General features: G+C 58.7%; 23 protein-coding genes. 10 read left to right on the top strand and 13 right to left on the bottom strand.

All coding sequences use genetic code 11. The features are described 5' to 3' along the window. Positions 1 to 27 precede the first annotated feature (27 nt). Positions 28 to 1299: a hypothetical protein gene (locus BCS36_RS12525; RefSeq protein ID WP_291303210.1), complete on the bottom strand. Its 1272-nt coding sequence runs from the start codon at positions 1297 to 1299 to the stop codon at positions 28 to 30. Between the two features lie 36 nt (positions 1300 to 1335). Here BCS36_RS12525 and BCS36_RS12520 point away from each other — a divergent pair, with 36 nt between their 5' ends. Then, on the top strand, positions 1336 to 1737 hold the full coding sequence (locus BCS36_RS12520; RefSeq protein WP_291303209.1) for a hydrogenase maturation nickel metallochaperone HypA: 402 nt from the start codon (positions 1336 to 1338) through the stop codon (positions 1735 to 1737). A gap of 525 nt (positions 1738 to 2262) precedes the next feature. On the opposite strand, the gene BCS36_RS12515 is transcribed toward BCS36_RS12520, so the two are convergent. Continuing rightward, positions 2263 to 2538, bottom strand: a complete 276-nt coding sequence (locus BCS36_RS12515; protein ID WP_291303208.1) for a hypothetical protein — start codon at positions 2536 to 2538, stop codon at positions 2263 to 2265. A 54-nt stretch (positions 2539 to 2592) separates the two neighbouring features. On the opposite strand from BCS36_RS12515, the gene hypB reads away from it, so the two are divergent. Next, positions 2593 to 3261, top strand: coding sequence for a hydrogenase nickel incorporation protein HypB (gene hypB / locus BCS36_RS12510; RefSeq protein WP_291303207.1), 669 nt, complete (start codon positions 2593 to 2595; stop codon positions 3259 to 3261). A 352-nt stretch (positions 3262 to 3613) separates the two neighbouring features. On the opposite strand, the gene BCS36_RS12505 is transcribed toward hypB, so the two are convergent. Beyond that, complete coding sequence (locus tag BCS36_RS12505) at positions 3614 to 4597, bottom strand: peptidoglycan glycosyltransferase (RefSeq protein ID WP_291303206.1); 984 nt, start codon at positions 4595 to 4597, stop codon at positions 3614 to 3616. A 183-nt stretch (positions 4598 to 4780) separates the two neighbouring features. Between BCS36_RS12505 and BCS36_RS12500 the strand changes: the two genes are divergently transcribed. From BCS36_RS12500 to BCS36_RS12475, 6 genes are all read left to right on the top strand, one after another. Further along, a complete protein-coding gene (locus BCS36_RS12500) occupies positions 4781 to 5512 on the top strand; it encodes an SPOR domain-containing protein (RefSeq protein WP_291303205.1) in 732 nt (243 codons plus the stop codon). Between the two features lie 157 nt (positions 5513 to 5669). Next, the gene (locus BCS36_RS12495) at positions 5670 to 7127 is read left to right on the top strand and encodes a catalase (protein WP_291303204.1); all 1458 of its coding nucleotides are present in this window, start codon (positions 5670 to 5672) and stop codon (positions 7125 to 7127) included. Between the two features lie 739 nt (positions 7128 to 7866). Beyond that, positions 7867 to 8865, top strand: coding sequence for a secretion protein HlyD (hlyD, locus tag BCS36_RS12490; RefSeq protein WP_291303203.1), 999 nt, complete (start codon positions 7867 to 7869; stop codon positions 8863 to 8865). Continuing rightward, on the top strand, positions 8862 to 10811 hold the full coding sequence (locus BCS36_RS12485) for an ATP-binding cassette domain-containing protein (protein ID WP_291303202.1): 1950 nt from the start codon (positions 8862 to 8864) through the stop codon (positions 10809 to 10811). The genes hlyD and BCS36_RS12485 overlap by 4 nt, the downstream gene beginning before the upstream one ends. A gap of 75 nt (positions 10812 to 10886) precedes the next feature. After that, entirely contained in the window at positions 10887 to 12014 is a 1128-nt protein-coding gene (locus tag BCS36_RS12480; protein ID WP_291303201.1) for an ABC transporter permease, read from the top strand. Next, entirely contained in the window at positions 12014 to 13225 is a 1212-nt protein-coding gene (locus BCS36_RS12475; RefSeq protein ID WP_291303200.1) for an ABC transporter permease, read from the top strand. The genes BCS36_RS12480 and BCS36_RS12475 overlap by 1 nt, the downstream gene beginning before the upstream one ends. 128 nt (positions 13226 to 13353) lie before the next feature. On the opposite strand, the gene BCS36_RS12470 is transcribed toward BCS36_RS12475, so the two are convergent. Further along, positions 13354 to 14196, bottom strand: a complete 843-nt coding sequence (locus BCS36_RS12470) for an ion channel (RefSeq protein ID WP_291303199.1) — start codon at positions 14194 to 14196, stop codon at positions 13354 to 13356. A gap of 428 nt (positions 14197 to 14624) precedes the next feature. Here BCS36_RS12470 and BCS36_RS12465 point away from each other — a divergent pair, with 428 nt between their 5' ends. Further along, entirely contained in the window at positions 14625 to 15113 is a 489-nt protein-coding gene (locus tag BCS36_RS12465) for a hypothetical protein (protein WP_291303198.1), read from the top strand. Between the two features lie 230 nt (positions 15114 to 15343). Here BCS36_RS12465 and BCS36_RS12460 read toward each other — a convergent pair whose 3' ends face one another. The 4 genes from BCS36_RS12460 to BCS36_RS12445 are packed head-to-tail and all read right to left on the bottom strand — an operon-like array spanning position 15344 to position 17431. Beyond that, on the bottom strand, positions 15344 to 15967 hold the full coding sequence (locus BCS36_RS12460; RefSeq protein WP_291303197.1) for a flavodoxin family protein: 624 nt from the start codon (positions 15965 to 15967) through the stop codon (positions 15344 to 15346). A 23-nt stretch (positions 15968 to 15990) separates the two neighbouring features. Then, positions 15991 to 16830, bottom strand: coding sequence for a WcbI family polysaccharide biosynthesis putative acetyltransferase (locus BCS36_RS12455; protein ID WP_291303196.1), 840 nt, complete (start codon positions 16828 to 16830; stop codon positions 15991 to 15993). A 26-nt stretch (positions 16831 to 16856) separates the two neighbouring features. Continuing rightward, positions 16857 to 17264: a 6-carboxytetrahydropterin synthase QueD gene (queD, locus tag BCS36_RS12450; RefSeq protein ID WP_291303195.1), complete on the bottom strand. Its 408-nt coding sequence runs from the start codon at positions 17262 to 17264 to the stop codon at positions 16857 to 16859. Beyond that, entirely contained in the window at positions 17264 to 17431 is a 168-nt protein-coding gene (locus tag BCS36_RS12445) for a hypothetical protein (protein ID WP_291303194.1), read from the bottom strand. Before BCS36_RS12445 ends, queD begins: the two co-directional genes overlap by 1 nt. A 321-nt stretch (positions 17432 to 17752) precedes the next feature. On the opposite strand from BCS36_RS12445, the gene BCS36_RS12440 reads away from it, so the two are divergent. Then, complete coding sequence (locus BCS36_RS12440; protein ID WP_291303193.1) at positions 17753 to 18805, top strand: DUF1848 domain-containing protein; 1053 nt, start codon at positions 17753 to 17755, stop codon at positions 18803 to 18805. A gap of 280 nt (positions 18806 to 19085) precedes the next feature. On the opposite strand, the gene BCS36_RS12435 is transcribed toward BCS36_RS12440, so the two are convergent. The 5 genes from BCS36_RS12435 to BCS36_RS12415 all read right to left on the bottom strand — a co-directional run bounded on the left by BCS36_RS12435 (position 19086) and on the right by BCS36_RS12415 (position 23951). Next, the gene (locus BCS36_RS12435) at positions 19086 to 19790 is read right to left on the bottom strand and encodes an ABC transporter ATP-binding protein (RefSeq protein WP_179979511.1); all 705 of its coding nucleotides are present in this window, start codon (positions 19788 to 19790) and stop codon (positions 19086 to 19088) included. Beyond that, entirely contained in the window at positions 19783 to 20568 is a 786-nt protein-coding gene (locus BCS36_RS12430) for an ABC transporter ATP-binding protein (RefSeq protein ID WP_291303192.1), read from the bottom strand. Before BCS36_RS12430 ends, BCS36_RS12435 begins: the two co-directional genes overlap by 8 nt. After that, a complete protein-coding gene (locus tag BCS36_RS12425) occupies positions 20565 to 21788 on the bottom strand; it encodes a branched-chain amino acid ABC transporter permease (protein ID WP_291303191.1) in 1224 nt (407 codons plus the stop codon). The genes BCS36_RS12430 and BCS36_RS12425 overlap by 4 nt, the downstream gene beginning before the upstream one ends. Before the next feature lie 2 nt (positions 21789 to 21790). Further along, positions 21791 to 22699, bottom strand: coding sequence for a branched-chain amino acid ABC transporter permease LivH (locus BCS36_RS12420; protein WP_291303190.1), 909 nt, complete (start codon positions 22697 to 22699; stop codon positions 21791 to 21793). A 121-nt stretch (positions 22700 to 22820) separates the two neighbouring features. Continuing rightward, positions 22821 to 23951 carry a branched-chain amino acid ABC transporter substrate-binding protein gene (locus BCS36_RS12415; protein ID WP_291303189.1) on the bottom strand — a complete coding sequence of 377 codons (1131 nt, stop codon included), beginning with the start codon at positions 23949 to 23951 and terminating at the stop codon, positions 22821 to 22823. Between the last annotated feature and the right edge of the window lie 200 nt (positions 23952 to 24151).

The raw sequence follows: 24151 nt of genomic DNA, 5'->3' as shown, positions 1-24151 counted from the left end.
GCCGAAACGAGTTTGTCCTGGATATGTTCAGCGGTCACGGGAGGCGGATTGTCCCCGTTTTTGCAGCATTTCTTTGCGAATATGCACCAGCATCCGAAAGTACAACGGCTCTTCGCCACCCATATTCATGGCTGTACGTACATGGGCCGCGGCTTCATCAAAGTGGCCCAGCGAACAGAGAATGCGGGCCAGATTGAAGTGGGCATGGTCATCATCCGGGGCCAGTTCCACCACTCTGCGGCTGAACAAAAGAGCCAGCGCGAGTTGCGAATTCTGACGCAGACTGACGCCAAAATCTCTGAACATGTGCTTGTGCGCGGTGCAGATGTTTTCGGTTGATTGTGCAAGCTGTTCCAGCGCGGCCAGCGCGCCCTTGCGTTCGCGCGGACGCCTGAGGCGCAGCAAGGTCTGACGAAAGGTTTCGCGCAGGCGCGCTTCCGTCATCTTGGCCTTGCGCATGGCCTCCAGATCCATCGGGCGGCTCATGGCCGTCGGGCTTACGTCCGGCTGGACCCGACGCGCGGGCGTGTCCGTTGCAGCCGTCAAAATATCTTTTTCTACCGGCTGCAGGCGCAACTGGGGAGTTCGCGCCGGAGCGGCGACCTCGTTTTTCTGCGTAGCAGCAGCTCGCTTCAGGCCCTCTGGCTCATCGGTGGCCACGGGACGCAGCGACTCGGGAGCAAGCTTGCGCGCTTGCTTTGGTCGTAGCGCGCCGGGCGTTGCGGCGCTTTGACTCACGCTGGCGACAAGGCTGTCAGACTCGTTGGCAAAAAGTAGCGAATCAAGGGATTGCGGCCCAGCCTGCGGGGTGGGTTGGGTTCCGCTTTGCGCGCGGCTTTTCAGGGCAGCCGATGCGTTGCCAGTTTCGCCGCCAGAAGTTCTGGCGGGTGTGCCGCCAGCAGCACTTCCAGACGTGGCGGCGTCGGGGGGTGCGCCAGGCGTGGCCGGAGTTTTGGGGCGGGGGCTGGTCTCGCCAGACGGCTCAGAGGCTGCCGTGTCCGCTTGCCCGGCCTGCTGTGCGGTGCCGGATCCGTCAGCGGATTTTCCTTTGGCTTCAAGATGTGAAAGGTCAGGAGTCATGACGGGCATTGCCAGAATTTCTGGTTCTGCCCTGAAGTTTTTTGCAAATGAACTGGCGCTGATCCTTTCTGGCTCGGCCAACGGTTGGAACGCCTTGTTGAGTTCCTGTACCGCAAAAGCTCCGTCAGACAGTTCCCAGACGAAGTAGTGGTTCTTGCGGTTATTTCCCGTCCAGTCGGTGGAAAAAGAGTACACGCCTGAAAATTTTGAGCGACGCATGGCAGAAATGTACATTATTTACGCCGAATGGCAAGAATGCCTTACAGCCTTTACCTTGCCGGGGGTTTGCGTTATTGTGTCGTTATGCACGAAATGGCAATTGCACAAAGTCTGCTGAAGATGTCGGAAGAGGAAATCTCCCGGTTGGGCTGCACACGTATTGAGGCCGTGAACGTCAGGTACGGTGCCCTTGCTGGTATTGTGCCCGAGTCTCTTCAGTTCTGTTTTGAGACTATGATTCAGGGCACGCCTCATGAAGGGGCACGCCTTGAACTTGAAGAACTTCCCCTGCAACTGCACTGCCCCTTCTGCGGCGCGGATTTTGGCGGTGAGGGGCAAGACGCCCTTGTGCAGCCCTGTCCGGGGTGCGGCGAGCAGTTCGGCCATGTGGTCAAGCAGGGCAGGGAACTGTACCTGAACCGCCTTGAGGCAAGCTAGAGCATTGTACCTTTGAAAAAAGGTACATGTTCCAACGCCGCACGAGAGTGCAGCGCGCCACGACGTGGCGTGGGCTCTGTCGAGCTTTGGCCGTTGCGACGAAGGAAGCTACGGATGCTTCAAGCGCTGTGACGCAGGAAACTACGCTTGAAGACAGCATGCGTAACGACACGGCTTGTCCCATATAATCGCTGTCGCCATCCGTAGCGATGCTGTCCTGCCCCGTAAGAGGTTCCGTCAACGGTTCAGGCAAGCCCTGCGGGCAACGGCTGCCGCAACGACAGCACTTGGTTACTTAAACGGACAGCCTACTGATGACTCTCGCTGCTTTAGCCGTTGTGACGAAGGAAGCTACGGATAAAGACAGCACTTGGTTACTTAAACGGACAGCCTACTGATGACTCTCGCTGTCCGTAAGCGGCAAAGACCCGCTAACGGCTCACAAATCACACTTTTGGGCAGAATGGCACATTGAAATGTGAAGTATTTCTATGGTGATCCGGTCTAAATCAGGTTCGTCCGATGTCATTTAACAACGCCAGCCAGATCGCGGCCAGAAATGGCGGCAGGCCATAACGCGGTTTTTTGTTCCGGCTGCGGGCGTTGCTTTGCTGCCGGGCTTTTTTTTGACTTTTTTATAGATAGAGCCAGTTTTCGTTGAAATTGCTCAGGCGGCAGTGTAAGCGAGGCGCTCGCCAAAAAGGCGCATGCGGTTTGCTCGCGCTGCCCAACGCCGTAAAGGGCGTGCCGCAGGCGTTGAAACGGCATATTCTCAATGTTGATCCGCCCCAGTGTTCCCATATCGCCCCATACTTCAGACCAAGGACTCCACACGGAGTCTGTTAGGAGACAGGCATGCAAATTCCCGTGGTTCGCAATGTGCTGGAAGCCAATGAAAAAATGGCGGCCCATGTGCGCAAGCGTTTGTCTGACAATGGGATTCTGACGTTGAATCTCATCAGTTCGCCGGGGGCAGGCAAGACCACGCTGCTCGAACGCACGCTGACCGATCTGGCGGGAGAGTTTCGCATGGCCGTGGTTGAAGGCGACCTGCAAACGGATAACGACGCCCGCCGTGTGGCCGCCACAGGCGCTCAGGCTGTGCAGATCAATACGGATGGCGGCTGCCACCTCGACAGCAACATGATTCTGACCGCTCTGGACAGCCTTGATCTGACAGGCGTGGACATCCTTTTTATCGAAAATGTGGGCAACCTCGTGTGCCCGGTGGAGTTCGACTGCGGCGAAGACGCCAAGGTTGCCCTGCTGAGCGTGGCCGAAGGCGACGACAAGCCCGAAAAATATCCCCTTCTTTTCAATCTGGCGCGCGCCCTTGTGCTCAACAAGGTTGATCTTTTGCCCTATGTGGACTTTGACATGACACGGGCCCGCAACTTTGCCACCAAGCTGAACAAAGACCTGGATATTTTTGAGGTTTCCTGCCGCCAGGGACAGGGACTTCAGGAGTGGTACAGCTGGCTGCGCGACAAACGCGCGGCCAAAAAGGAAGGGCGGCCTGTTTAGGGTAGTCCGGGCTCACTTTGAAATGTTTTGTAGGGGAGAGATATTTTGTGGGGGAGGGACCCTTTTGCAAAAGAGTCTCCTCCCCCACGCCCCCACCCCCTAAAACTCTTATTGCCTTTTCGTATGGACAACGAGTTTTCTGACGTGAAGCGGAAACATTGCATCTAATGCGCAAGTGCGGCTGTCCGTGCGATTATGGGTTCGGTCAAGCGCCGGAGCGGGCGCGCCGCAAACGCGCAGAATGCACTTTCTTGCAGGTAGTCAGCTTCAGATAAAAAACCCGGCCCGGATTTTATCCGGGCCGGGTTTTTGGTAAACATCTTCATGAACGCCTTGCCGTCAAAGAGCCGGATCAGCGGCCACCTTCGCTGGCCTGATACGCGGCCACATCCACCACAAGATTTTTTGAGCTGTGGCGCAGGGTCAGCGTAAACAGCTGTACATCGCTTTGCGGCTTGTCGGCGTCAGCCAGCTTGGGCAGCATGGACGCGGGGGCCAGCATGACTGTGGCTTCGCCCTGGCCGGAAGACATAAAGTAGCCCAGCACCTGCTGCAGTATTTCCTTGTGCTTGGCCGTATCTGTCTTGGGCATTTCAACAAAATTCATATCCAGGCCGGGCAGTTCGGCCTGCCACGGGGCGTAGCCCTGCGCGTACAGGGTTGTAAGCAGCTTGTTCAGCGTTGCGGCGTCCAGTTTGCGGCGCAGTTCCATATGCTCAAGACGGTCAGGCCCGCTTGTACGGGCAATGCCGGTTTTGCCGTTTTCGGCCTGGCCCGGCAGCAGGCGCGCCGCCCACACCATGCCCGCGAAACCAAGACTGGTGAGCACGGCATCATTGTCGTCATGCGGGGGGCTTTGGTCCAGCAGGGCGCACACGTCCTTCATGCGCATGCCGGGGCGAAACTGGTCCAGAGCGCAGACCGGCCCGCTGTTTTCATCCGGCAGCAGGCTGCGCATGCGGGCGCGAAACTGGAGGCTCTCGCCCTTGCCTGTGGCCACGGTCAGGGTGTCGGGCTGCGGGCCGAAGGTCAGACTTATTGCCTGCCCCAGAGAAACGCGGCTGAATGTCCACAGGGCCAGCCCCGTATCAAGGCGCAACTCGACCATGCCGCCGGGGTTTTCAATTTCTTCGCTGCTGCCGGGCGTCATGTCCAGACGCATGAATTGCGTGACCTTTCCCCTCTGCAGGTGAATATTGAGCAGATCTTCGCCCGTTTGGTTGACGATGGACAGGTTTTGCGGCGTTGCCGCCATCGAGGCGGCGGCCCACAAAACGAGCATGAAACAGGCGAGAATCAGAGGCAGAATGTACCGTGAACGATTGCTGATGGTCATGAGCTTACTCCCAATGTCTTTGTAAGACACAAAATATATACCAGAGCGCAGGGCGTGCCCGCAAGTCGCGACGCGAGCGCGTCGCCGCCGCTCTTTACGCTTGAAGCCGCGCCTGTTATGTTACGAAAGGTTTGAAGATTCGTATAAAAAGTATATAGAATTCATTAGCCTTAAGGAAAGATTATGCCTCCAGCGTCACGTAATTCTCCGTCAGACCAGCAAGATTCGCCAAAAAGCCTGTGTCTGCGGCCTTCTTCACTGCTGGCGGCCTGTTTTCTCATTGTGGCGGCCATTGCGCTTGCCTATGTGGGCGGCGTCATGAGCGGCAGAGCCTATTGGCGGGGGCACCCTGCGCAGGTCGGCGTAGCCGGCGGCGCGCTGAAAAAGGGTGTCGTTGTGGAACCGGCGGAAGAAGCCGCTCCCAAGCAGAAAATTCTTGCAGCCGAAGAACTGCGTTTTGCCCGCGTGCTGCGTGGCGAAAGCCTGCCGCCAGGCATGACTGACGGGCCTCAGGCGCGCACTCCCGCCGCAGTCGCTCCGGCTGCCGGGCAGGCTCCGGCGGCGCAGGCTGGTGCGCCCGCAAACGCGCCCGCATCAGGCGCAAACGCGGGGCAAGCTGCGCAGCCTGTCCCGGAAAACCACCCCGTGGTGCTGAACAGCCTGCAGCCCGTGGGCAATATGTTTGATTATGTGTTTCAGGTTGGAGCCTTTAAGGATGAAGAGAGCGTTGACAATCTCCGGCAGCGCCTTGAGGGGCGCGGCCTGAGAACGCGCTTGCAGCGGTCGGGCAAACTGCTGGTTATTCTGGTACTTTTGAGAGGGAACGAAGCCAGAGCGGCCGAAGTGACGCATGCCTGTGAAAGCTTGAATCTAGGCAAGCCCATTTTACGCAGCAAGACTCCGGTGAAGCAGTAAGTTATCCAGTAAGTTCAAAGAGTTTGAGGGGGTTTAAAGGATTGTTGGTAAATAGTAACAATTACTATTTACAATAGGCTCTTTCCATGTCATCGTCGTGTCAGGGCAGGCAGTAGCGCCCCTTGGCCCGCACAGACAAACCAAGGAGAAGACCACAATGCCGAACGATCAAAACAAACTCACCAACAATGCCGGTGCTCCGGTGGCCGACAACAACAGGGTTCTCACCGCCGGGCCGCGCGGTCCCATGCTTTTGCAGGACGTATGGTTTCTTGAAAAGCTGGCCCATTTCGACCGCGAAGTCATCCCGGAAAGGCGCATGCACGCCAAAGGATCGGGAGCCTACGGCACGTTTACAGTCACTCACGACATAACGCGTTTTACCAAAGCTTCGCTCTTTTCTCAGGTAGGCAAAAAAACTGATCTCTTTGTTCGCTTCTCCACTGTGGCTGGCGAACGCGGCGCGGCCGACGCCGAACGCGATATTCGCGGTTTTGCCGTCAAATTCTATACTGATGAAGGCAACTTTGACCTTGTAGGCAACAATACTCCTGTCTTCTTCCTGCGTGACCCCCTCAAATTTCCCGACCTCAACCATGTGGTGAAACGCAATCCGCACACCAACATGCACAGCGCCCAAGACAACTGGGATTTCTGGTCTCTCCTGCCCGAGGCCCTGCATCAGGTCACCGTGGTTATGAGCGATCGCGGCATCCCCGCTTCTTACCGGCACATGCACGGCTTCAGCAGCCACACCATGAGCTTTATCAATGCCAAGAACGAGCGCTACTGGATCAAGTTCCACTTCAAAACCCAGCAGGGCATTAAAAACCTCACTGACGCCGAAGCCCAGGAACTTATCGGGCGCGACCGCGACAGCCATCAGCGTGACCTGTTCGAACATATCCAAAAGGGCGATTTCCCGCGCTGGACGCTCTTTGTGCAGGTCATGCCCGAGCTTGACGCCGAAAAGCTGCCCTACCATCCCTTTGACCTCACCAAGGTCTGGTACCACAAGGACGTGCCCATGTATGAAGTGGGCGTGATGGAACTGAACCGTAACCCCGAGAATTACTTCGCCGAAGTGGAGCAGGCAGCCTTCAACCCCGCCAACATCGTGCCCGGCATAGGCTTTTCGCCGGACAAGATGCTCCAGGGACGGCTCTTCTCCTACGGGGATGCGCAGCGCTACCGTCTGGGCGTGAACCATCATCTCATCCCGGTCAACAAGGCCCGCTGCCCCTTCCACAGCTACCACCGCGACGGTCAGATGCGGGTGGACGGCAACTATGGAGGCCATACCAATTATGAACCCAACAGCTACGGCGCGTGGCAGGAACAGCCGGGCGCGGCCGAACCGCCGCTCAAGATCAACGGCGATGCCGATCACTGGTCGTATCCCTGCGACGACGCGGATTATTACGAACAGCCCGGCAAGCTCTTCCGCCTTATGACGCCCGAGCAGCAGGAAGCCCTTTTTGGCAACACTGCCCGCCAGCTGGGCGACGCGCCCATGATGATCAAACTGCGGCACATCCGTAACTGCGCCAAGGCCGACCCGGCTTATGGGGCGGGTGTTGCCCGCGCCTGCGGCATCGATCCTTCTGAAATATGATAACTGAGGGCCAAGCGCCCTCTGCCTGCCCTTCAGCTTCACAGGTTCTGTAAAACGCCCCAATTCCGCCCCCGGCAGCAATGCCGGGGGCGGCGCGTTATGGCGCTGCACTTTCGTGCAGCGTGAGAGCACGTCAACTTTTTTCAAAGTTGACGTGCTCTATGCCCGTGATCCTTCCAGCGCCATTATAAGGCAGATAACTTCCGAGGCGTGTGATGCGCGCAAGACGCCGTCTCTGGCCTCCGGCTCAGATCAGAGAACACATTGTACTATGCTAAAATACGATAAGAATTTTCGGGGGTGAGGGTGTGGGGGGGGGGCGACCCTTTTGCTAAAGAATCCTTCTCCCACAAGGCATTTCAACGTGCCATTACTCCAGAATGTCGTGGTCTTATGTCGTCGTTTACGCGCATGGCTGTGGACAAGGCGCACGGAACTGGGTATGTTTTGTACAGGTCGCTTTACGTGGTATGCGGCGGCCGGTCATAAAGCAGATTAACTTTGAAATGCTTCACGTTTCAAAGTTTTCATTCAGCTGAAAATCGCATTTTTCGGCTGAACCCACGCCACGTTGTGGCGCGCGGCACTTTCGTGCAGCGTTAGAGCATTTACACTTTTTTCAAGCCAAAATGCTCTGGAAGAGGCGGGCAGACAGTGGCGATTCAAGCCCGACGGCTGCCCGCGCCAACTACGGCAGACGTTCTTTTCTGAAGGCGTCTTACTAAAGATCGGGAGGCCCATGCAAACTTCTCGCAAGGTTATGGGTGTGGTTACTGCGGTGGTTCTGGTGCTGGCAGCCTTTTTTTTGTGGCGCTGGCTGGACGGCCGACACTCAGGCAACCTCACGCTATATGGCAATGTTGATATACGTCAGGTGGATCTGGCCTTTCGCGTCGGCGGGCGCATAGCCGAAGTGCTGGTGGATGAGGGCGACAGCGTGGTCGAAGGGCAGGCCCTGGCCAGACTGGACGCCGATCTGCTGACCCAGCAGCGGGATGAGGCCGCCGCCCGCCTTGAAGGTGAAAAGGCCGCTCTGGCCCGCCTTGAGCGCGGTTACCGTGTTGAAGAAATTGCCCAGGCCAGGGCTGCGGTAAACGCGGCCACGGCTCTGTCTGAGAATGCCGCCATCAATCTGCGCCGCGTCACGGCCATGCGTTCTTCCAACGCCGTCTCCCAGAAAGAGCTGGACAATGCCCGCGCCCAGTCGCGTGAAACGGCGGCAAAACTCCGTTCTGCCCAGGATCAGCTGGATATGCTGCTTTCCGGCTATCGGGAAGAAGACGTGCTGGCGCAGCGCGCCGCCGTGGCTGGGGCGGAAGCCGCTCTGAAGCGCGTTGAAATACAGCTGCACGACAGCGTGCTTGCCGCTCCGCAAAAGGGCATTGTGCTCACCCGCGCCCGCGAGGCCGGGGCCATCGTGCAGGAGGGCCAGACCGTATACACGCTGACCCTCACGGATCCGGTATGGCTGCGGGCCTACGTGGACGAGCCAAACCTTGGGCGCATCAAGCCGGGCATGGCTGTGCGCGTCATGGTGGATGCGGCTCCGGGCAAAAGTTTTCCCGGCAAGGTGGGGTTCATTTCCCCCACGGCGGAGTTCACGCCCAAAACCGTGGAAACCCGCGAGGTGCGCACCGCGCTGGTGTACCGTCTGCGGGTGCAGGTCGCTGACCCTGAAAATCTCATGCGCCAGGGCATGCCCGTTACCATTGTTGTTGACGAGGCCGCCGGGTCATGAGCGTGGCGACAGCGGTTCAAAGCCCTTCCATTGAGGGTGAAGCGGCCGTGCAACTGCGTGATCTGGGCATGACTTTCGGCAAGGGGCCCCACCTCGTAACAGCGCTGAGCGGCGTTTCGGCCACTGTGCCCGCCGGGCGCATAACCGGGCTTGTGGGGCCGGACGCGGCGGGCAAGACCACCCTTATGCGCATTCTCGCCGGGCTCATGCGCCCAACGAGCGGCGAGGCCATGGTTTTTGGCAAAGCCCCGTACAAGCTTGTGAGCGAAAGCGCCAACAGCATTGGATATATGCCGCAACGCTTCGGCCTGTACGAAGACATCAGCGTTATGGGCAACCTGACCTTGCACGCCAGTTTGCGCGGCCTGGAAGGGCAGGCACGGCAGGAGCTTTTTGACCGTCTTCTCAAGTTTACGTCGCTGGCCCCCTTTGCGGACAGGCTGGCCGGGCGTCTTTCTGGCGGCATGAAGCAAAAGCTTGGCATTGCCTGCGCGCTCCTGGGGTCGCCCCGTCTGTTGCTGCTGGACGAGCCGGGCGTGGGCGTTGATCCGCAGTCACGGCGCGAACTGTGGCGGATGGTGCAGGATCTGAGCCGCAACGGCATGACCGTGATCTGGGCCACATCCTATCTGGATGAAGCCGAACGCTGCCCGCAGGTGGTTGTTCTGGACAAGGGCGGGGTTCTTTACTCCGGAGCCCCGCAGGAATTCACGGACAGGGTGCGGGACAGGGTTTTTTTGCTTAAAACGCCCGCCGGGGCCCACAGGCACGAGCTGGCCACCTGGAGTATGCGCCCCGGTATTGAGGACGCGCTTGTTCAGGGCAGCCGTATCCGTCTTGTGCTGGCAAAGGATGCCCCGCCGGAGTTGCAGCGTGACGTTCGGGAAAAGGGCGGCGAACCCGTGTCGCCGCGTTTTGAAGACGCCTATATGAGCGCGGTGGGCGGCATCAACCAGAAGCCGTCGCCGTATGGCAGGCTGTATGCGATAAATGGCTCCGGCCCGTCAGGGGCATCCGGCGTTCCCGGCCCGGCGAACTCGTCCGGCGCAGAGGCAAACCCGTCAGGCACAGGGGCTGACCTGCCCGGTGCTGAGTCTGGCCCGACCCATTCGTCAGGTGCACCGTCTGGCCCCGCTGGCGCGCCATCTGGCTCCGCGCCAGGCGCAAGGGGGGACGCCCCGGCAGAGTCCCAGTCCTCACCCAGCATTGAGGCCAACAACCTCACCAAAAAATTCGGAGACTTTACCGCTGCGCACGACATCAGTTTTTCCGTGCGGCCCGGCGAGATTTTCGGTCTGCTTGGCCCCAACGGAGCGGGCAAATCCACCACCTTTCGCATGCTTTGCGGTCTTTCGCGGCCCACTTCGGGCCAGTGCGCGGTTGACGGCATGGATCTGCTCACGGCGGGCAGCAATGCCCGCGCCCGCCTGGGCTACATGGCGCAGAAGTTTTCTTTGTATCCCGACATCCCGGTGACGGAAAATATAAAAATATTTGCGGAACTGTATGGCCTGAACCGTCAACGGCGCGACGAACTTTTGCCCGTACTGGCCGGGGCCCTTGAGTTGCAGGATTTTTTGCACAGCCGCACCGCTGACCTGCCCCTGGGCCAGAAGCAGCGCCTGGCCCTGTTGTGCGCCACGCTGCACGAGCCGCCCGTGCTTTTTCTGGACGAGCCCACCTCCGGCGTGGACGCCCGCACCCGCCGTGACTTCTGGAAGCATATTTCGGCCATGACCACAGCCGGAGCGGCCGTTCTGGTCACCACGCACTTTATGGAAGAAGCCGAATACTGCGACCGCATAGCCCTCATCTACCGTGGGGCCATGATCCACATGGGTACGCCCGATGAACTCAAGGCCTCCTGTAAAACAGTGGAAGACCCCACGCTGGAGGAGGCCTTTATCGCCAGTATTGAAGAGTATGACAGGCAGCATCCCCAGTAGGGCATGCGCGACAATGGAAAATCCGCGCTGCCCTCAAGGCGCAGCGTCGTCCTTTGTTCTTTTGGTGGAAGGCATATGAAGCAAAACCTCTGGCTCCGGCAGTTGCTTGCCCTTGTCCGAAAGGAGTTTCAGCAGATCGTGCGCGACCCGTCCTCCTATCTGGTGGCCGGGGTTCTGCCTTTTGTCTTTTTGCTGCTGTTCGGGTACGGCATCACGTTGGATGCGGGAATACTGCGCCTTGCGGTGCTCAATGAAAGCGGCGGCAGGCACTCCCTGGATCTCGCGGCGGATTTTGCGCATTCCCCCTGGTTCTCCACGCGCGGCGTCAGCGGTATGGACGAGGCCGCCCGCCTTATGCGCGATTCTGAAGTGCAGGGAATTCTGGTGTTCAGGCAGGATTTCGACGCGACGCTGGATCGCGGCGGGGTAGGGGAGCTGCAGGTGCTGGTGGACGGTTCGGAACCCAATACCGCCCAGTATATCCAGAGTTACAGCCAGGGCCTTGTGACCAGATGGCAGACCACGGCCCTGCCCGGCGGAGTAGCGGCCGAACCTCCCATAAACGTGCAACCTCGCTTCTGGTTCAACCCGGCGGCCAAGAGCGTGCAGTTTCTGGTGCCGGGGGCCATTACGGTCATCATGACGCTCATAGGAACCCTGCTCACGTCTCTGGTTTTTGCCCGTGAGTGGGAGAGGGGCACCATGGAGGCCATGTTCGCCACTCCTGTAAGCCGCATGCAGCTTTTGCTGGGCAAGCTCATTCCCTATTTCTGCATGGGCATGTTCAGCATGGCCCTGTGCGCTACAGCGGCGGTACTGCTCTTTGCCGTGCCGTTTCGCGGCTCGCTGTGGATACTGCTGCTGCTGTCATCGGTATTTATGCTCAGCGCGCTTGGGCAGGGGCTGCTTATTTCCGTCAGTTTGCGCGGGCAGCTTGTGGCTGCGGAGGCCGGACTTTTTTCCGGCTTTCTGCCTGCCCTGCTGCTGTCGGGCTTTGTTTTTGACATCAACAGCATGCCTCCTGCGCTTCAGGCCATTACGCGGTTGCTGCCTGCCAGCTACTTCAACACCTGCCTGCGCACCATTTTTCTAACGGGCGACGTTTGGGCGATTTTCGCCCCCAGCCTGGCCTTTATGGGGCTGCTGGCCGCCATATTGCTGGGGCTGGTGTATAAAAATCTCGTCAAAAGGCTGGATGTGTGATGGCGCGGCGTTTCGGGGCTTCTTCCACTCCGGGCAAGGGGCTGGCCGCACGAGGGGCGGCCCGTCTGAGCCAGTTTTTTCCCCGTCTGAACCTGCGTCGCATGGCCGTTATTGTGCGCAAGGAACTGCTGGTTCTCTTGTGCAACAAGGTTTCGCGCCTTCTTATCATCGTGCCCCCGCTTATGCAGATTGTCATCTTTGGCTGGGCGGCCACTATGGAGGTGCGCAATGTCGACGTGGCCGTGCTGAATCACGACAGCGGACGCTGGAGCAGGGACATCATACACGCCCTTGAGGGATCGCCCACCTTTCGCAGCGTGATGCATTTGCAGGGGGAGGGACAGATACGCCCTGTTGTGGACCGGCAGCAGGCGCTTTTTGTGCTGGTTTTTGACGAGGAATTTTCGCGGCATATCGAAAAGGGCGAACCGGCGCAGGTCCAGGTTATTCTGGACGGACGGCGCTCCAATGCCGCGCAGATCGCGGCCTATTATTTCGAGCGCATCGTGACGCAGACGGCGGCTGCCACGCCGCGCGGGCAGGCCATGCAAAGCGCTGCCGCAGAAGTGCCCCGGTTGGATATACGCATGCGCTGCTGGTTCAATCCCAATCTGGAATTTCAGTGGTTTTTTCTGCCCAACCTCATTGGCATGCTGAGCTTCATGCTGGGGCTGGTGGTCACGGGGCTTTCAGTGGCGCGCGAGCGCGAGGTGGGCACGTTTGACCAACTGCTGGTGTCGCCCGCCATACCTACAGAAATTGCCCTGGCCAAACTGGTGCCGGGCTGTCTTGTGGGCATGGTGCACGGGACCATATTTCTGGTCATATCGGTACTGGGCTTCGGCGTGCCCTTCACAGGTTCCGTGGTGCTGCTCTATCTGGCCATGTTGGTGTTCGCGGCGGCTTCGGGCGGGGTGGGGCTTATGGTGTCCTCCCTGTCGGCCACGCAGCAGCAGGCCTTTCTGGGCGCGTTTACCGTGGGGGTGCCCTGCATACTCATTTCGGGAGGCGTGACGCCCATCATGAACATGCCGGTTTTTTTGCAGCACGCCAGTCAGTTGAATCCGTTGCGGCACTTTACGGCCATCATCCAGGGAGTTTTTCTTAAAGACATAACCGTGGCCGCCGCGGCTGTCAGCCTGGGCAAGATCACCTGCATCAGCATTGTGACCGTGAGCGTGGCCGTATGGATGTTCAGGCGCAAAGCCTGAGGGATCGCGCCCTGCAATTCGCTGGCGGCTGCGTGAAAAGGCGCGTGCCATAAACTGCGCAGCGCGGTTTATGGCACAGTTTATTTACGCGGTTGCACCGAGGCGGGATTTTTTGACCTTTGTATCTGTCAGGCCTGATCGCGCACGGGGTCAGAGTCTTTTGAGGAGTGCTGCGCGGCCTGCGGCGCTTGCTGACCCGTCTGCGGCTCTGCCAGAGATTTGGCCTGAGCGTCGGGTAGAGGGCTGGTCAGAGAGTCGGCCAGCGGGCTGGCCTGTGTCGCCTGATGCGAAGACGCCGGGTGCGCCGCCGGATGTGGCGCGGGGTGGGGCGTAGCCGCCGGTATGCCTGTTGCCTGCCCGGCGGGCGAGGGGTGCGGCACGCGCTGTACCCTGCCCACAATGGTGGCTATGACCACAATGGAATAGACGTACGCGATAAAGCCCACCAGCACGACCGCGTTTTTGGCGATCCAGGTATGCGGCGTGATGTCGCCGTAGCCAATGGTCAAAATGGTGATGTAGCTGAAATAGAAAAGATTGTTAATGGCGTTTTCGCCTTCGCCGAGGCCGTTGAAGGAGCCGGGGTTGGCAAATTCAATGGCCAGAAAGAGATAGAATCCGCAATAGGCGATGAGCATGAGGCCGCAGATGGCCGCGTATATCATGCGCGTGCTGACCATTTGCGCGCGGGCGATCTGCCGGAAAACCTCCAGGGTAACGCTGCCGAAAAAACAGATGTAGAGCAGCAGCACTTCGGCCAGCAGGCTGCTGGCAAAAAAGAGGTTCAGCGACCGGCAGATCATCAGCAGCACGCCAAAAAGCACCACAAGCCAGATGATGCGCCTCTTGAATTCAAAAAGCACCAGGCCAGCCAGCAACTGAAAGGGCAGGTAGATGGACTGGGCCATACCGCCATAGATATTGTCGGGAAAAAAGATATTGAAGACAAAGACGCACAGAAGGGATGTCATCAACAGCTCAAAACGGTAAACGTAGAGCCTTGAACGAAAAGAATTCAGTTTTTGCCGCATGGTATCCCTCACTGGAACGCGATACTACAAAGATTGTCCGCGTCGGGCAAGGGGGCGGCAATGCCCTTTTTATAGACATGAAAGCCTGCGGACCGTACACTGATCCACGTGAGATCTTATGTAAAAAATTCCTTTGAAAAGGTGCAGTCACAAGAGGTGAAGACGCTCGCCGTGCTGCGGACTGACGCAAACAACAGGTAATCTGCTTTTTCAGCGCTGCGCGGTCCTGTGTTGGGGGCTCCGCCCGCAAGGTTTACGGCCCTCAAGGCCAGAGCTGAAACCGCGTTTGCAACTGTGCGCCATGCCTGCCCGTGCATCCGTCAGGGCATCTTCATCATAAATTATTCTGGAAAATACTGGAGAATCCCATGCAGTCTTTTTGCCGTTTCAAACTAATATGGGCAGTGTTCTGCCTGCTGGCCGTGATGGTGCTGCCCCCCCTGGCTGGCAGCGCCCAGGCCGTGCCAGTGACGACAAAGTACTACAGCATCGAGCTGCCTGCCGACTGGGTTGTTGTTAACGGGCCAAGCAAGGTCAAGGATGCCATTCAGGTTCTGCTTGGGCAAAAGGAGCATAAATCCTCGATACTCATTATCGTGGGGCCAGCCAAAGCGGGAGAAGCCGAAACTGCCGCCAGGGCCAATGCGCAACGGTTGGGGGGAAGCACCCCGGTGCTGCGTCAGGGGCAGTGGGAATTTACCTTTGAGCAGCAGGGCGTCAAGGGATATGGAATCGTGCGCGAGGACAAATCCTCCGGAGTGCTGCTCATGATGCTGGCCAGCGGCGACCTGAAGATGGCCGATTTTATCTACAAAATGCGCGGTCCCTATAAGGCGCTTGTGCCTTTGAAGCCGTAGCTGGCGTCAGCCGGACACATTTTACAAGCAAGCCCGGAGGCGCGTAACGCCTCCGGGCTTGCTTGCGTTCAGTCGTCTTTTATCACGATTCTGACTCCGCTCTGGTCGACACGCTTTGCACCATACTAAAACATGCTAAGAGTTTTAGGGGGTGGGGGCGTGGGGGAGGCGACCCTTTTGCAAAAGGTTCCCTCCCCCAAAAAGTATATCAACGCAACATTACAAAAGGGTTAGCGGATGAAGTTGGTGGGTTCCCAGGCTTCAATGGCGGGCGGGTTGACTCCGGCGGCCTTGCCAGCGGCAATGCACTTGATGAGCCATGCCATGTTGTCGCCAAGCGTGCGCATGATCTGCATGCCTTCCTTGTCCTGCACCACTTCCTCGGCATTGTTGCCGTGCACGGAGTTCCAGTACTGGGAGGAAACCACGGGCATGCGGGCAATGGTGAAGTATTTGTTCAGCCTGTCAAAGGACGCGCTGGCCCCGCCCCGGCGACAGCTGACGACGGACGCCGCTGGCTTGAAGGCGTAGCGCGCAGACTTCATGAAGAACACGCGGTCCAGCAGGGCGCAGAGGGTGGCATTGGGCCCGGCGTAGTACACGGGCGAGCCCACGACTACACCGTCGGCGGCGCGCAGCAGGTCAATAACTTCATTGACGGGATCGTCCTTGAAAACACAGTAGCCAGTGTCCTTGCACTTTCCACAGGCAATACAGCCACGTATGGCCTTGGAGCCGATCTGGACCAGCTCGCTTTCAACGCCGTTTTTTTCCAGTTGCGCCGCAACGGTGGACAGCGCCGTAAAAGTACAGCCCTTGGGGTGGGGGCTGCCGTTGATAAGAAGCACCTTCATGAAGAACTCCTTCTGTTCTCAGCTCAGGCGGTAGGCCCGGGCGTCAGGTTTTTTAAAAAGGTTATCAGATCCGGCGTATCGTGGCTTTTGCATGCCAGATAACAGCTCGTGTACTGCGCGTGGGTCAGGCTGGTCTGGTAGACGGGGTAACGCCGTGCGGCACTGGCAAAGGGCAGGCCCAGCAACGCGCCCACCTGGGGATGGATGGGCAGCCAGAAGTCCTCCAGCGGGTGCGCGTAGGCGCGGCGGACAGTTTGCGGCAGGCCGCCCAGCCCAAGCAGGCGCAACAGGCTGTCGGCCATATGGAACATCAGTGTGCGGCCCGGATGGTTGACGGTAATGAAAAGCTGTTCCTCTTGCCACAGTTCGCGCAGCAGAGGCGCGCAAACAATGGGGCTTTCGGCCTGTTTTTCTTCCTCGCGGCGCAGGCTTTCTTCCGCCACGGCGGACACGTCATCCATCATGCCCGGCGTGGCGCGCAGGTAGACATGCAGCGCCTCCTCCGGATTCAGCCCCCGCTCAAGCAGACTTTCCAACAGGCTGTCGCCAAAATTGATGGATGTTTTGCTGGTCCAGAACGGCCAGTAGCCCTTGAAAAAAAGATTGGGAATTTCAACAGCCTGGCAGCTTTGAGGCAGCCGGGGAAGGATCTGCTCCGTGGAAATGTCGCCCCATTTGGGGGCCAGCCTTTGGTACAGAAAGAGCGCGCACTGGCTCAAATCCTGGCTGTCGATATGTTCCCGCGTGTAATTGACGTAGTGGCGGATAGCAAAGCGCCGCGCAAAGGCCGGAGTATTTTGCAGCAGCGGCAGCAGGGCTTCGCCTTGGCAATTGGCGTGCAGAAGACAGAGGGCCTGTGGCATGGGAGCGCTCCGCGAGGGCGATGCCGCTAGTCCGTTTCCAGATAGGTGGCGCTTTGAGCGCCTTTTTCTGAAACCGTGACGCTGTACAGGCGCACCAGTCGGGCCTGGGGATCGTCGTGGGCAGCCAGATGCGCCTCCATGCCCTGCCAGATGTGGCGCGCCAGATTTTCGGACGAGGGATTGATGCGGTCAAAGGGTGGCGTTTCGTTGAGCAGGCGGTGGTCCAGGGCGTCAAGCACAGCCTTGAGGCCTTTTTTCAGCACCTTGAAGTCCAGCAGCATTTCCGTGCCAGCGGCAAGCTGGCTGCCCTCAACGGTAAGCTCCACGGCAAAGTTGTGGCCGTGCATGCGTTCGCATTTGCCTTCATAGTGGCGCAGGGCATGCCCGGCGGAAAAATCATCACGCACAGTGAGACGCCAGAGTTTTTTTGACATCAGGACAGTATCCTGTAGACCACGAAGGCCGAGAGTATGACGATGATAATGGCCAGCACGATACGGACGTTCTGGTTCCACTGAAAACCCTGTCCTCCGTTATCCAGGTCCGGGTCGCCAGTGGAAGGCGGTGTGAAGATGCGCTGCAGCCATGAAAGAAAAGACATGCAATACCAAGGTGTTTAAAGTTTTATCAGTATGGGGCTCTGTTGGGACAATAGCAACTGCGTGAAATTTGTCAAAACAAGCTTACGGCGTCGCCCCGCGCGTGTAGTGGAGGCGTCACGGTATGGCCCCCTCTGTGCGGTCACGCTCCAGATCATCCTGCCAAGGTGGCGCGGCGCGCTGCGACGGCAGGGGCACGCGTGACGTCTGACGGCTCCCGAACGCACGTATCTGTAGAGTGTCACAGGCAAGGCGTTTGTGACGCCAGCGGCGCCCCGCATGCATGTATTGACTGCCGCCCGCGCCCTTGACACACTGCGCGCATGAAATGGCCTCTTGTCACCATCAATGCCGAGTCCGGCCCTGTGCGGGCAGTAGCGCCCACTCTGCTGGCGGTGAGCCGCGCCACGGACATTCCCGCTTTCTACATGCCCTGGTTCATGAAAAGGCTTGAGGCTGGTTACGCGTGCTGGGTTAATCCCTTCAGCGGCAAGCCGCAGCATGTCTCGTTGTCGCGGGCGCGGGTCGTGGTTTTTTGGAGCAAAAATCCGCAGCCCCTCATTGGGTATCTGCCTGCCGTGGAGGCACGCGGCCTCGCTTCCTACGTGCAATACACGCTCAACGACTATGAGGCCGAAGGATGGGAGCCGGGGGTGCCGCCGCTTGCGCGTCGGGTGGAAACATTCCGGCGTCTGGCGGAAGCGGTGGGGCCGGATCGCGCGGTGTGGCGTTTCGACCCTCTTATGCTGGCCGCCAATCCTGGCTGCCGCATGCTTTCGTGCGAGGATTTACTGGAGCGGGTGGAGAGGTTGGCGCAAGCCCTGGCGGGCTGCACCACCAAGCTTGTCTTCAGTTTTGCCGACATTGCCCCCTATCGCAAGGTGGCGGAAAATCTACGGCGCAAGGGCATGACCTGGCGCGATTTTACGCCTGACGAAATGCGCCGTATGGCGGCGGGCATAGCGCAAATCTGCGCGCGGCACGGCATGCGGGCCGCAACCTGTGGCGAAAAGGCGGATCTTTTAGCCCAGGGGGTGGAGCATAACCGCTGCACTGATCCCGAGCTCATACTGCGGCTGACCCGCCGCCATCCGGACGTGCTGGAACTTTTTGGCATCAGCGCCAGCGAACAGATGCTCTTGCCCGGCGCGTCTGGCGTTCTCAGCGTTGCTTCGGGGACGGAGTACCCCCGTGACCCCGGCCAGCGTCCCACCTGTTTGTGCGTGCCCTGCAAGGACATTGGCCAGTACAACACCTGCCCCCACGGCTGTGTCTACTGCTACGCCAATACTTCGGAAGCGGCGGCGCGCAGGAGCTTTAAGACCCACGCTGTGGACGGGGAATCCATAGCCGAACTGCCGGGCGGCAGAGAATAAATCAGCGTTTCCAGGAGGCTCTTTAATCAGGGCTTCCTTAAAATAAGCCGTGGCCAGCGCGCTGCCCTCGCGTGCCTTTTGGAGCCTTAACAAGCTCCAAAAGCTAATAAAGGTTTTAGGGGGAGGGGGTGTGGGGGAGGAGACCCTTTTGCAAAAGGGTCCCTCCCCCACAAAGCATTTCAAAAAAAAGCCGCTCAAAAAAGCTCATAAAAAAACGGGCGCGGCGTTCATTACGAACGCCGCGCCCGTTTTTTGTCGGACAGCTGATTATTGCTGTGTGCTACATGCCCAGATAGGCCGTGCGCACTTCCTCGCTTTTCAGCAGGTTGGCGGCGCTGTCGCTCATGACAATACGGCCGTTTTCCATCACATAGCCGCGTGTGGCGATGCGCAGGGCCTGGTTGGCGTTCTGTTCCACCAGAAAGACCGTGGTGCCGTTGGCATTGACCTTCTGGATGATGGAAAAAATCTGCTGAATGATAATGGGCGCAAGCCCCAGGGAGGGTTCGTCCAGCAGGAGCAGCTTGGGCCGCCCCATGAGGGCGCGGCTGATGGCCAGCATCTGCTGTTCGCCGCCAGAAAGGGTGCCTCCGGCCTGTTTGCGACGTTCCGCAAGGATGGGAAAAAGGCTGAACACGTAGTCCAGGTCGTCCTTAACCGCCTCCTTGTCCTGGCGCAGAAAGGCCCCGAGGTCCAGGTTTTCGCGCACGCTCAGATCGGGAAAAATCAGTCGGCCTTCGGGAACCTGCGAGATGCCGAGCGCCACGATTTCGTGGGGGGGCAAGGTATGTATGGGTTTGCCATACCAGAAAATCTCGCCCTGACGGGGGCGGTTGATGCCGCACACGGTCATGAGGGTGGTGGATTTTCCCGCGCCGTTCGCCCCGATGAGGGTTACGATGTCGCCTTCTTCCACCTTGAGCGAAATATCCCGCAGGGCCTGGATATTGCCGTAAAACGTATCAACATTGCGCAGCTCAAGCATCGCTTTCTCCCAGGTATGCCTTGATGACGCGCGGGTTGGCGCGTATTTCTTCGGGTTTGCCGGTGGCGATGCACGAACCGTACTCCATAACGTAGATACGGTCCGAGAGAGACATGACCATGCCCATATCGTGTTCAATCAGCAGGATGGAAAGTTGCTGGTCGTCACGGATGGAGCAGACCAGCTCCTTGAGTTCGTTGGTTTCCTGGGGGTTCATGCCTGCGGCGGGTTCGTCCAGCAGCAGCATGTGCGGCTCGGTGGCCAGCGCGCGGGCAATTTCAAGGCGGCGCTGCGCCCCGTAGGGCAGGTTGCGGGCCGCTTCGTTCCAGAAGTCCTGCAAACGCACCAGTTCCAGCAAGGCGTAGCTTGCGTCGATGCTTTCCTGCTCCTCACGGCGGGTGTGTCCGTCCCGCAGAATGGCCCCCATAATGCCTGACTTAGTGCGGCAGTGGCGGCCTATCATGACGTTTTCAAGCACAGTCATGTCGCCGAAAAGGCGGATGTTCTGAAAGGTGCGGGCCATGCCCATGGCGGTGATGGCGTGGGGTTTTTTGCCGTTGAGCAATTGCGGATCGCCCTTGCTGTCGTGAAGAAACATCTTGCCCTCGGTGGGGGTGTAGATGCCCGTCACGCAGTTGAAAAACGTGGTCTTGCCCGCGCCGTTGGGGCCGATAAGAGCTACAATCTCACCGCTGTTGACCGTGAGCGACAGCTCGTTGAGCGCGCGCAGACCGCCAAAATCCTGAGAAAGTTCCTGTACTTCAAGCACGGGTTTCACTGGCGGCCTCCTTCGGCGTCGTGGAGGGCGCTGATGCGGTATCTGCGACGCTCGCCGCTGATAAGACCCTGAGGCCGGAAAATCATCATAATAACCATAATGGCCCCGAAGATAAGCATGCGGTACTCAGAGAAGGCCCGCAGATATTCCGGCGCAAGAATGAGGATGAACGCGGCTATGGCAACGCCGGTGATGGAGCCCATGCCGCCAAGCACAACCATGGACAGGATCATGGCCGATTCCATAAAGGTGAAGCTTGACGGGTTGATATAGGTGGTCTTTGCCGCAAAGATGACTCCGGCAAAGCCAGCCCAGCACGAACCGAGGGCAAAGGCGGAAAGTTTGACCCGCATGATATCGATGCCCATGGCCTCGCAGGCGATCTCGTCTTCACGCAGCGCTTGCAGAGCAAGGCCGACACGCGAGTTCTTGAGCCTGCTGATGACCACAATGGTAATGACCACAGCCACAAGCACCAGATAATACACGTAGGTGGTGCTGGTGTTGATGTCCATCTGCATGCCGAAAAGGCCGGGGCGGGGGATGTCGCTCACGCCGCGCGGCCCGCCGGTGAGGGTGGTCCAGTTTTGCAGGGCCAGGCGCACTATTTCGCCAAAGCCGAGCGTGACAATGGCGAGGTAGTCGCCACGCAGGCGAAGCACGGGAAAGCCCAGCGCCAGGCCAAAGATAACGGCCACAAAACCGCCGATGGGCAGGCACATCCAGAAGCCGAAGCCGAAGAACTGGTGCAGCAGGCCGTAGGCGTATGCGCCCACGGCGTAAAAGGCCACATAGCCCAGCACGAGCTGACCGGCCAGGCCCACCACGATGTTCAGACCAAGAGCCAGCATCACATAGAGCAGGGCCGAGATCATGATGTTGGTCTGGTAGAAGGAGCTCACCAGGGGCATGACAACCAGGACGGCAGCCAGAATCGCCAGACTGCCCGCCATGAGCTTGGGCTTTTGCGAAAGCGCGGCCATGGCGGGGCCAATGCCGAAACCGGCAGGCAGCTTGATGATGGCCAGGCCTCTTGCCTTGCGTGAGAAGCACCAGTCCCACAGCATGGCGAGCCCGAAGATGGCAACGCCCAGAAGCGCTATGCGATCCAGCCGCCAGGTGACGGTGCGTTCAATGGTGTTCAGCTTGAGGCCAAGAACGGGCAGGGTGAGCAGCATGAACCAGAGTGCCGCTACGGCGGCCTTGATGACTCTTTGCATGGCTATACCTTCTGCACTTTGGCTTTGCCGAGGATACCGTCGGGCCGGAAAATAAGGATGAGGATAAGAATGGCAAAGGCCAGCATGTCCTCATAGTTGCCTGAAAAATAGCCAGTGGTGAAGCTTTCGGCCAGCCCGAGCACAAGGCCGCCGAGCATGGCGCCGGGAATGGAGCCGATGCCGCCGAGCACTGCTGCCGTAAAGGCCTTGAGCCCCGCCAGAAAACCGATGCCGAAGTTGACCTGCCCCATGTGTGAGGCAATGAGCACGCCGCCCAGGGCCGCCAGTGACGAGCCGATAATAAATGTCAGCGAAATGATGCGGTCGGCGTTGATGCCCAGCAGAAGCGCCATCTTACGGTTCTGCGCCGTGGCGCGCATGGCTTTGCCCATGCGGGTGTAGCGGATAAAGAGCGTAAGGGCCAGCATGGCCAGAGTGCTGACCAGCAGAATAAGAAAGTCGCTGGGCCCCATGACATTGTCGATGTAGTCAAGAAAGCTCATTTCGGGAAGCAGATTGGGAAAAGGCACAAAGTCCGCGGTCTGGGCCAGCAGTACATAGTTCTGCAAAAAGATGGACATGCCGATGGCCGAAATAAGCGGCGAAAGGCGCGGCGCGCCACGCAGGGGCTTGTAGGCTACCTTTTCAAGCGTGAAGCCGTAGGCCGCACACCAAACAATGGCCGCAAGGGCGGCAACTACCAGTATGCCCCCGGCAGGAAAGCCGTAAACGCCCAGAGCTCCGGCCACGAGAAGGGCCGTGAAAGCGCCAAGCATATAAATTTCACCATGCGCGAAGTTGATAAGCTCAATGATGCCATAAACAAGAGTATAGCCCAGAGCTATAAGCGCATAGATACTGCCTCTGGTGAGTCCACCAAAGAAAAGTTCTATAAAAAATTGGATGTCCATGCCGTCCCACGCGCCAGAGCCGGGTGTGCCCTCTGGCGTAAGTTCCGTTATTGCCGTCGACCGGGGCCGAAAATGCGTGTGAAAACGGGGGCGCGACCTTGGCCGCGCCCCCCTTGATCATTTATTCAAGGACAATGCTGTGGTCGAGTTCCACAAACTTGCCGTCTTTAACCTGGTATATGGAAAGTCCCATACCGGCGGCGTCGCCCTTGGCGTTGAAGCTGATCTTGCCAAGCGGGGTGTCCACCTTGTTGTCGCGCAGAATGTCCTTGACCTTGGCGGTGTCGGTGCTGCCGGCCTTTTCAATGGCGGCCAGCAGGCACTGGGCGGCGGCGTAGGCATTGTAGTAGCCGAAGCCGGGCTCGCTGCCGAAAGCCTTGATATGGGCTTCACGCGCCACTTTGTATTCGGGCAGGGTGCTGGTGTCCTTGGGATAGGAGGCGTAGGTGCCTTCGCTGTCCTTGCCGGTCATCTTGAGGAAGGTTTCATCCTTCACGCCGTCGGGGCCGATGAGCGGGGTCTTCAGGTTGTCGCGGCGCATCTGCTGCAACAGCTTGGAGGCCACGGGCTGGTAGCCGCCGAAGACAATGATGTCGGGCTTGGCGCGGCGCAGTTTGCGCACCACAGCGGAAAAGTCCACGGCATCAGGGGTAACGGCTTCAAAAAGCACGGTTTCCGTGCCGCCTTTTTCCATAATTTCGCGGTTCTTGTCGGCAAACCCCTTGCCGTAGTCGCCGTTGTCATGCAGGTAGGCGACCTTTTTGACCTTGAGCTTTTTGAGCATGAAGTCGCTGGTCAGCGTGGCCTGGGCATTGTCATTGGCCACTGTGCGGAAGAAGAGCGGGTTCTTGCCTTCTTCAGTCAGGCCGGGCGTGGTGGCCGTGGGCGACACCGCGATAAGGGCTGCTTCCTGGAACAGGGGCAATGAAGCCTTGGTGGGGCCGGAGCAAATGGGGCCGACTACAGCGTTGACTTTTTCAGAAATCAGTTTGGTGGCCGCGTTGGTGGCCATTTCGGGTTTGCACTGGTCGTCCTGCGGCACAACTTCAATGGTGCGGCCAAGCAGGCCGCCCTTGGCGTTGACCTGATCCACAACGATTTTTACCGCGTTCAAGCTGGGAACGCCGTAAGAAGCCAAGTCGCCGGACTGGGCTCCCTGCACGCCGATCTTGATGGGATCAGCAGCCTGAGCAGGCGCGGCCAACGTCACGCAGACAGCCATTGCGGCAAGCCATGTCATACCTTTTTTCATCTGCCCCTCCTACGAGAAAATTGTGCGCGCAGACTTTGCACGTCATATTAGATGAAGGATTTTCTATTGCCTTATTGCGGTCATTCTGTCAATGCGAGCCCGCCGCGTTTGTCAAGTGCCGCATGGGAGATGGGCGGAAAAAGAGGTGGGCGCGGCGGGGTAAAAAAACAGAAGTCCGAAGCGGACGTTCCGCATTCGGA

This window comes from Desulfovibrio sp. MES5, assembly GCF_002237645.1.
Lineage (GTDB): Bacteria > Desulfobacterota > Desulfovibrionia > Desulfovibrionales > Desulfovibrionaceae > Desulfovibrio.
Note: the sequence above shows the minus strand (reverse complement) of the source record. Positions and strands in the feature narration are given on the sequence as shown.

Excerpts from the sequence above, each read along its gene's own strand:
- BCS36_RS12465 (WP_291303198.1), top strand. The coding sequence starts at position 14,625 with ATGCAGTCTTTTTGCCGTTTCAAACTAATATGGGCAGTGTTCTGCCTG.
- hypB (WP_291303207.1), top strand. The coding sequence starts at position 2,593 with ATGCAAATTCCCGTGGTTCGCAATGTGCTGGAAGCCAATGAAAAAATG.
- BCS36_RS12425 (WP_291303191.1), bottom strand. The coding sequence starts at position 21,788 with ATGCAAAGAGTCATCAAGGCCGCCGTAGCGGCACTCTGGTTCATGCTG.
- BCS36_RS12505 (WP_291303206.1), bottom strand. The coding sequence starts at position 4,597 with ATGACCATCAGCAATCGTTCACGGTACATTCTGCCTCTGATTCTCGCC.
- queD (WP_291303195.1), bottom strand. The coding sequence starts at position 17,264 with ATGTCAAAAAAACTCTGGCGTCTCACTGTGCGTGATGATTTTTCCGCC.
- BCS36_RS12495 (WP_291303204.1), top strand. The coding sequence starts at position 5,670 with ATGCCGAACGATCAAAACAAACTCACCAACAATGCCGGTGCTCCGGTG.
- BCS36_RS12440 (WP_291303193.1), top strand. The coding sequence starts at position 17,753 with ATGAAATGGCCTCTTGTCACCATCAATGCCGAGTCCGGCCCTGTGCGG.
- BCS36_RS12445 (WP_291303194.1), bottom strand. The coding sequence starts at position 17,431 with ATGTCTTTTCTTTCATGGCTGCAGCGCATCTTCACACCGCCTTCCACT.
- BCS36_RS12520 (WP_291303209.1), top strand. The coding sequence starts at position 1,336 with ATGCCTTACAGCCTTTACCTTGCCGGGGGTTTGCGTTATTGTGTCGTT.
- BCS36_RS12480 (WP_291303201.1), top strand. The coding sequence starts at position 10,887 with ATGAAGCAAAACCTCTGGCTCCGGCAGTTGCTTGCCCTTGTCCGAAAG.
- BCS36_RS12415 (WP_291303189.1), bottom strand. The coding sequence starts at position 23,951 with ATGAAAAAAGGTATGACATGGCTTGCCGCAATGGCTGTCTGCGTGACG.
- BCS36_RS12515 (WP_291303208.1), bottom strand. The coding sequence starts at position 2,538 with ATGGGAACACTGGGGCGGATCAACATTGAGAATATGCCGTTTCAACGC.
- BCS36_RS12420 (WP_291303190.1), bottom strand. The coding sequence starts at position 22,699 with ATGGACATCCAATTTTTTATAGAACTTTTCTTTGGTGGACTCACCAGA.
- BCS36_RS12485 (WP_291303202.1), top strand. The coding sequence starts at position 8,862 with ATGAGCGTGGCGACAGCGGTTCAAAGCCCTTCCATTGAGGGTGAAGCG.
- BCS36_RS12525 (WP_291303210.1), bottom strand. The coding sequence starts at position 1,299 with ATGCGTCGCTCAAAATTTTCAGGCGTGTACTCTTTTTCCACCGACTGG.
- BCS36_RS12460 (WP_291303197.1), bottom strand. The coding sequence starts at position 15,967 with ATGAAGGTGCTTCTTATCAACGGCAGCCCCCACCCCAAGGGCTGTACT.
- hlyD (WP_291303203.1), top strand. The coding sequence starts at position 7,867 with ATGCAAACTTCTCGCAAGGTTATGGGTGTGGTTACTGCGGTGGTTCTG.
- BCS36_RS12475 (WP_291303200.1), top strand. The coding sequence starts at position 12,014 with ATGGCGCGGCGTTTCGGGGCTTCTTCCACTCCGGGCAAGGGGCTGGCC.
- BCS36_RS12455 (WP_291303196.1), bottom strand. The coding sequence starts at position 16,830 with ATGCCACAGGCCCTCTGTCTTCTGCACGCCAATTGCCAAGGCGAAGCC.
- BCS36_RS12435 (WP_179979511.1), bottom strand. The coding sequence starts at position 19,790 with ATGCTTGAGCTGCGCAATGTTGATACGTTTTACGGCAATATCCAGGCC.
- BCS36_RS12500 (WP_291303205.1), top strand. The coding sequence starts at position 4,781 with ATGCCTCCAGCGTCACGTAATTCTCCGTCAGACCAGCAAGATTCGCCA.
- BCS36_RS12470 (WP_291303199.1), bottom strand. The coding sequence starts at position 14,196 with ATGACATCCCTTCTGTGCGTCTTTGTCTTCAATATCTTTTTTCCCGAC.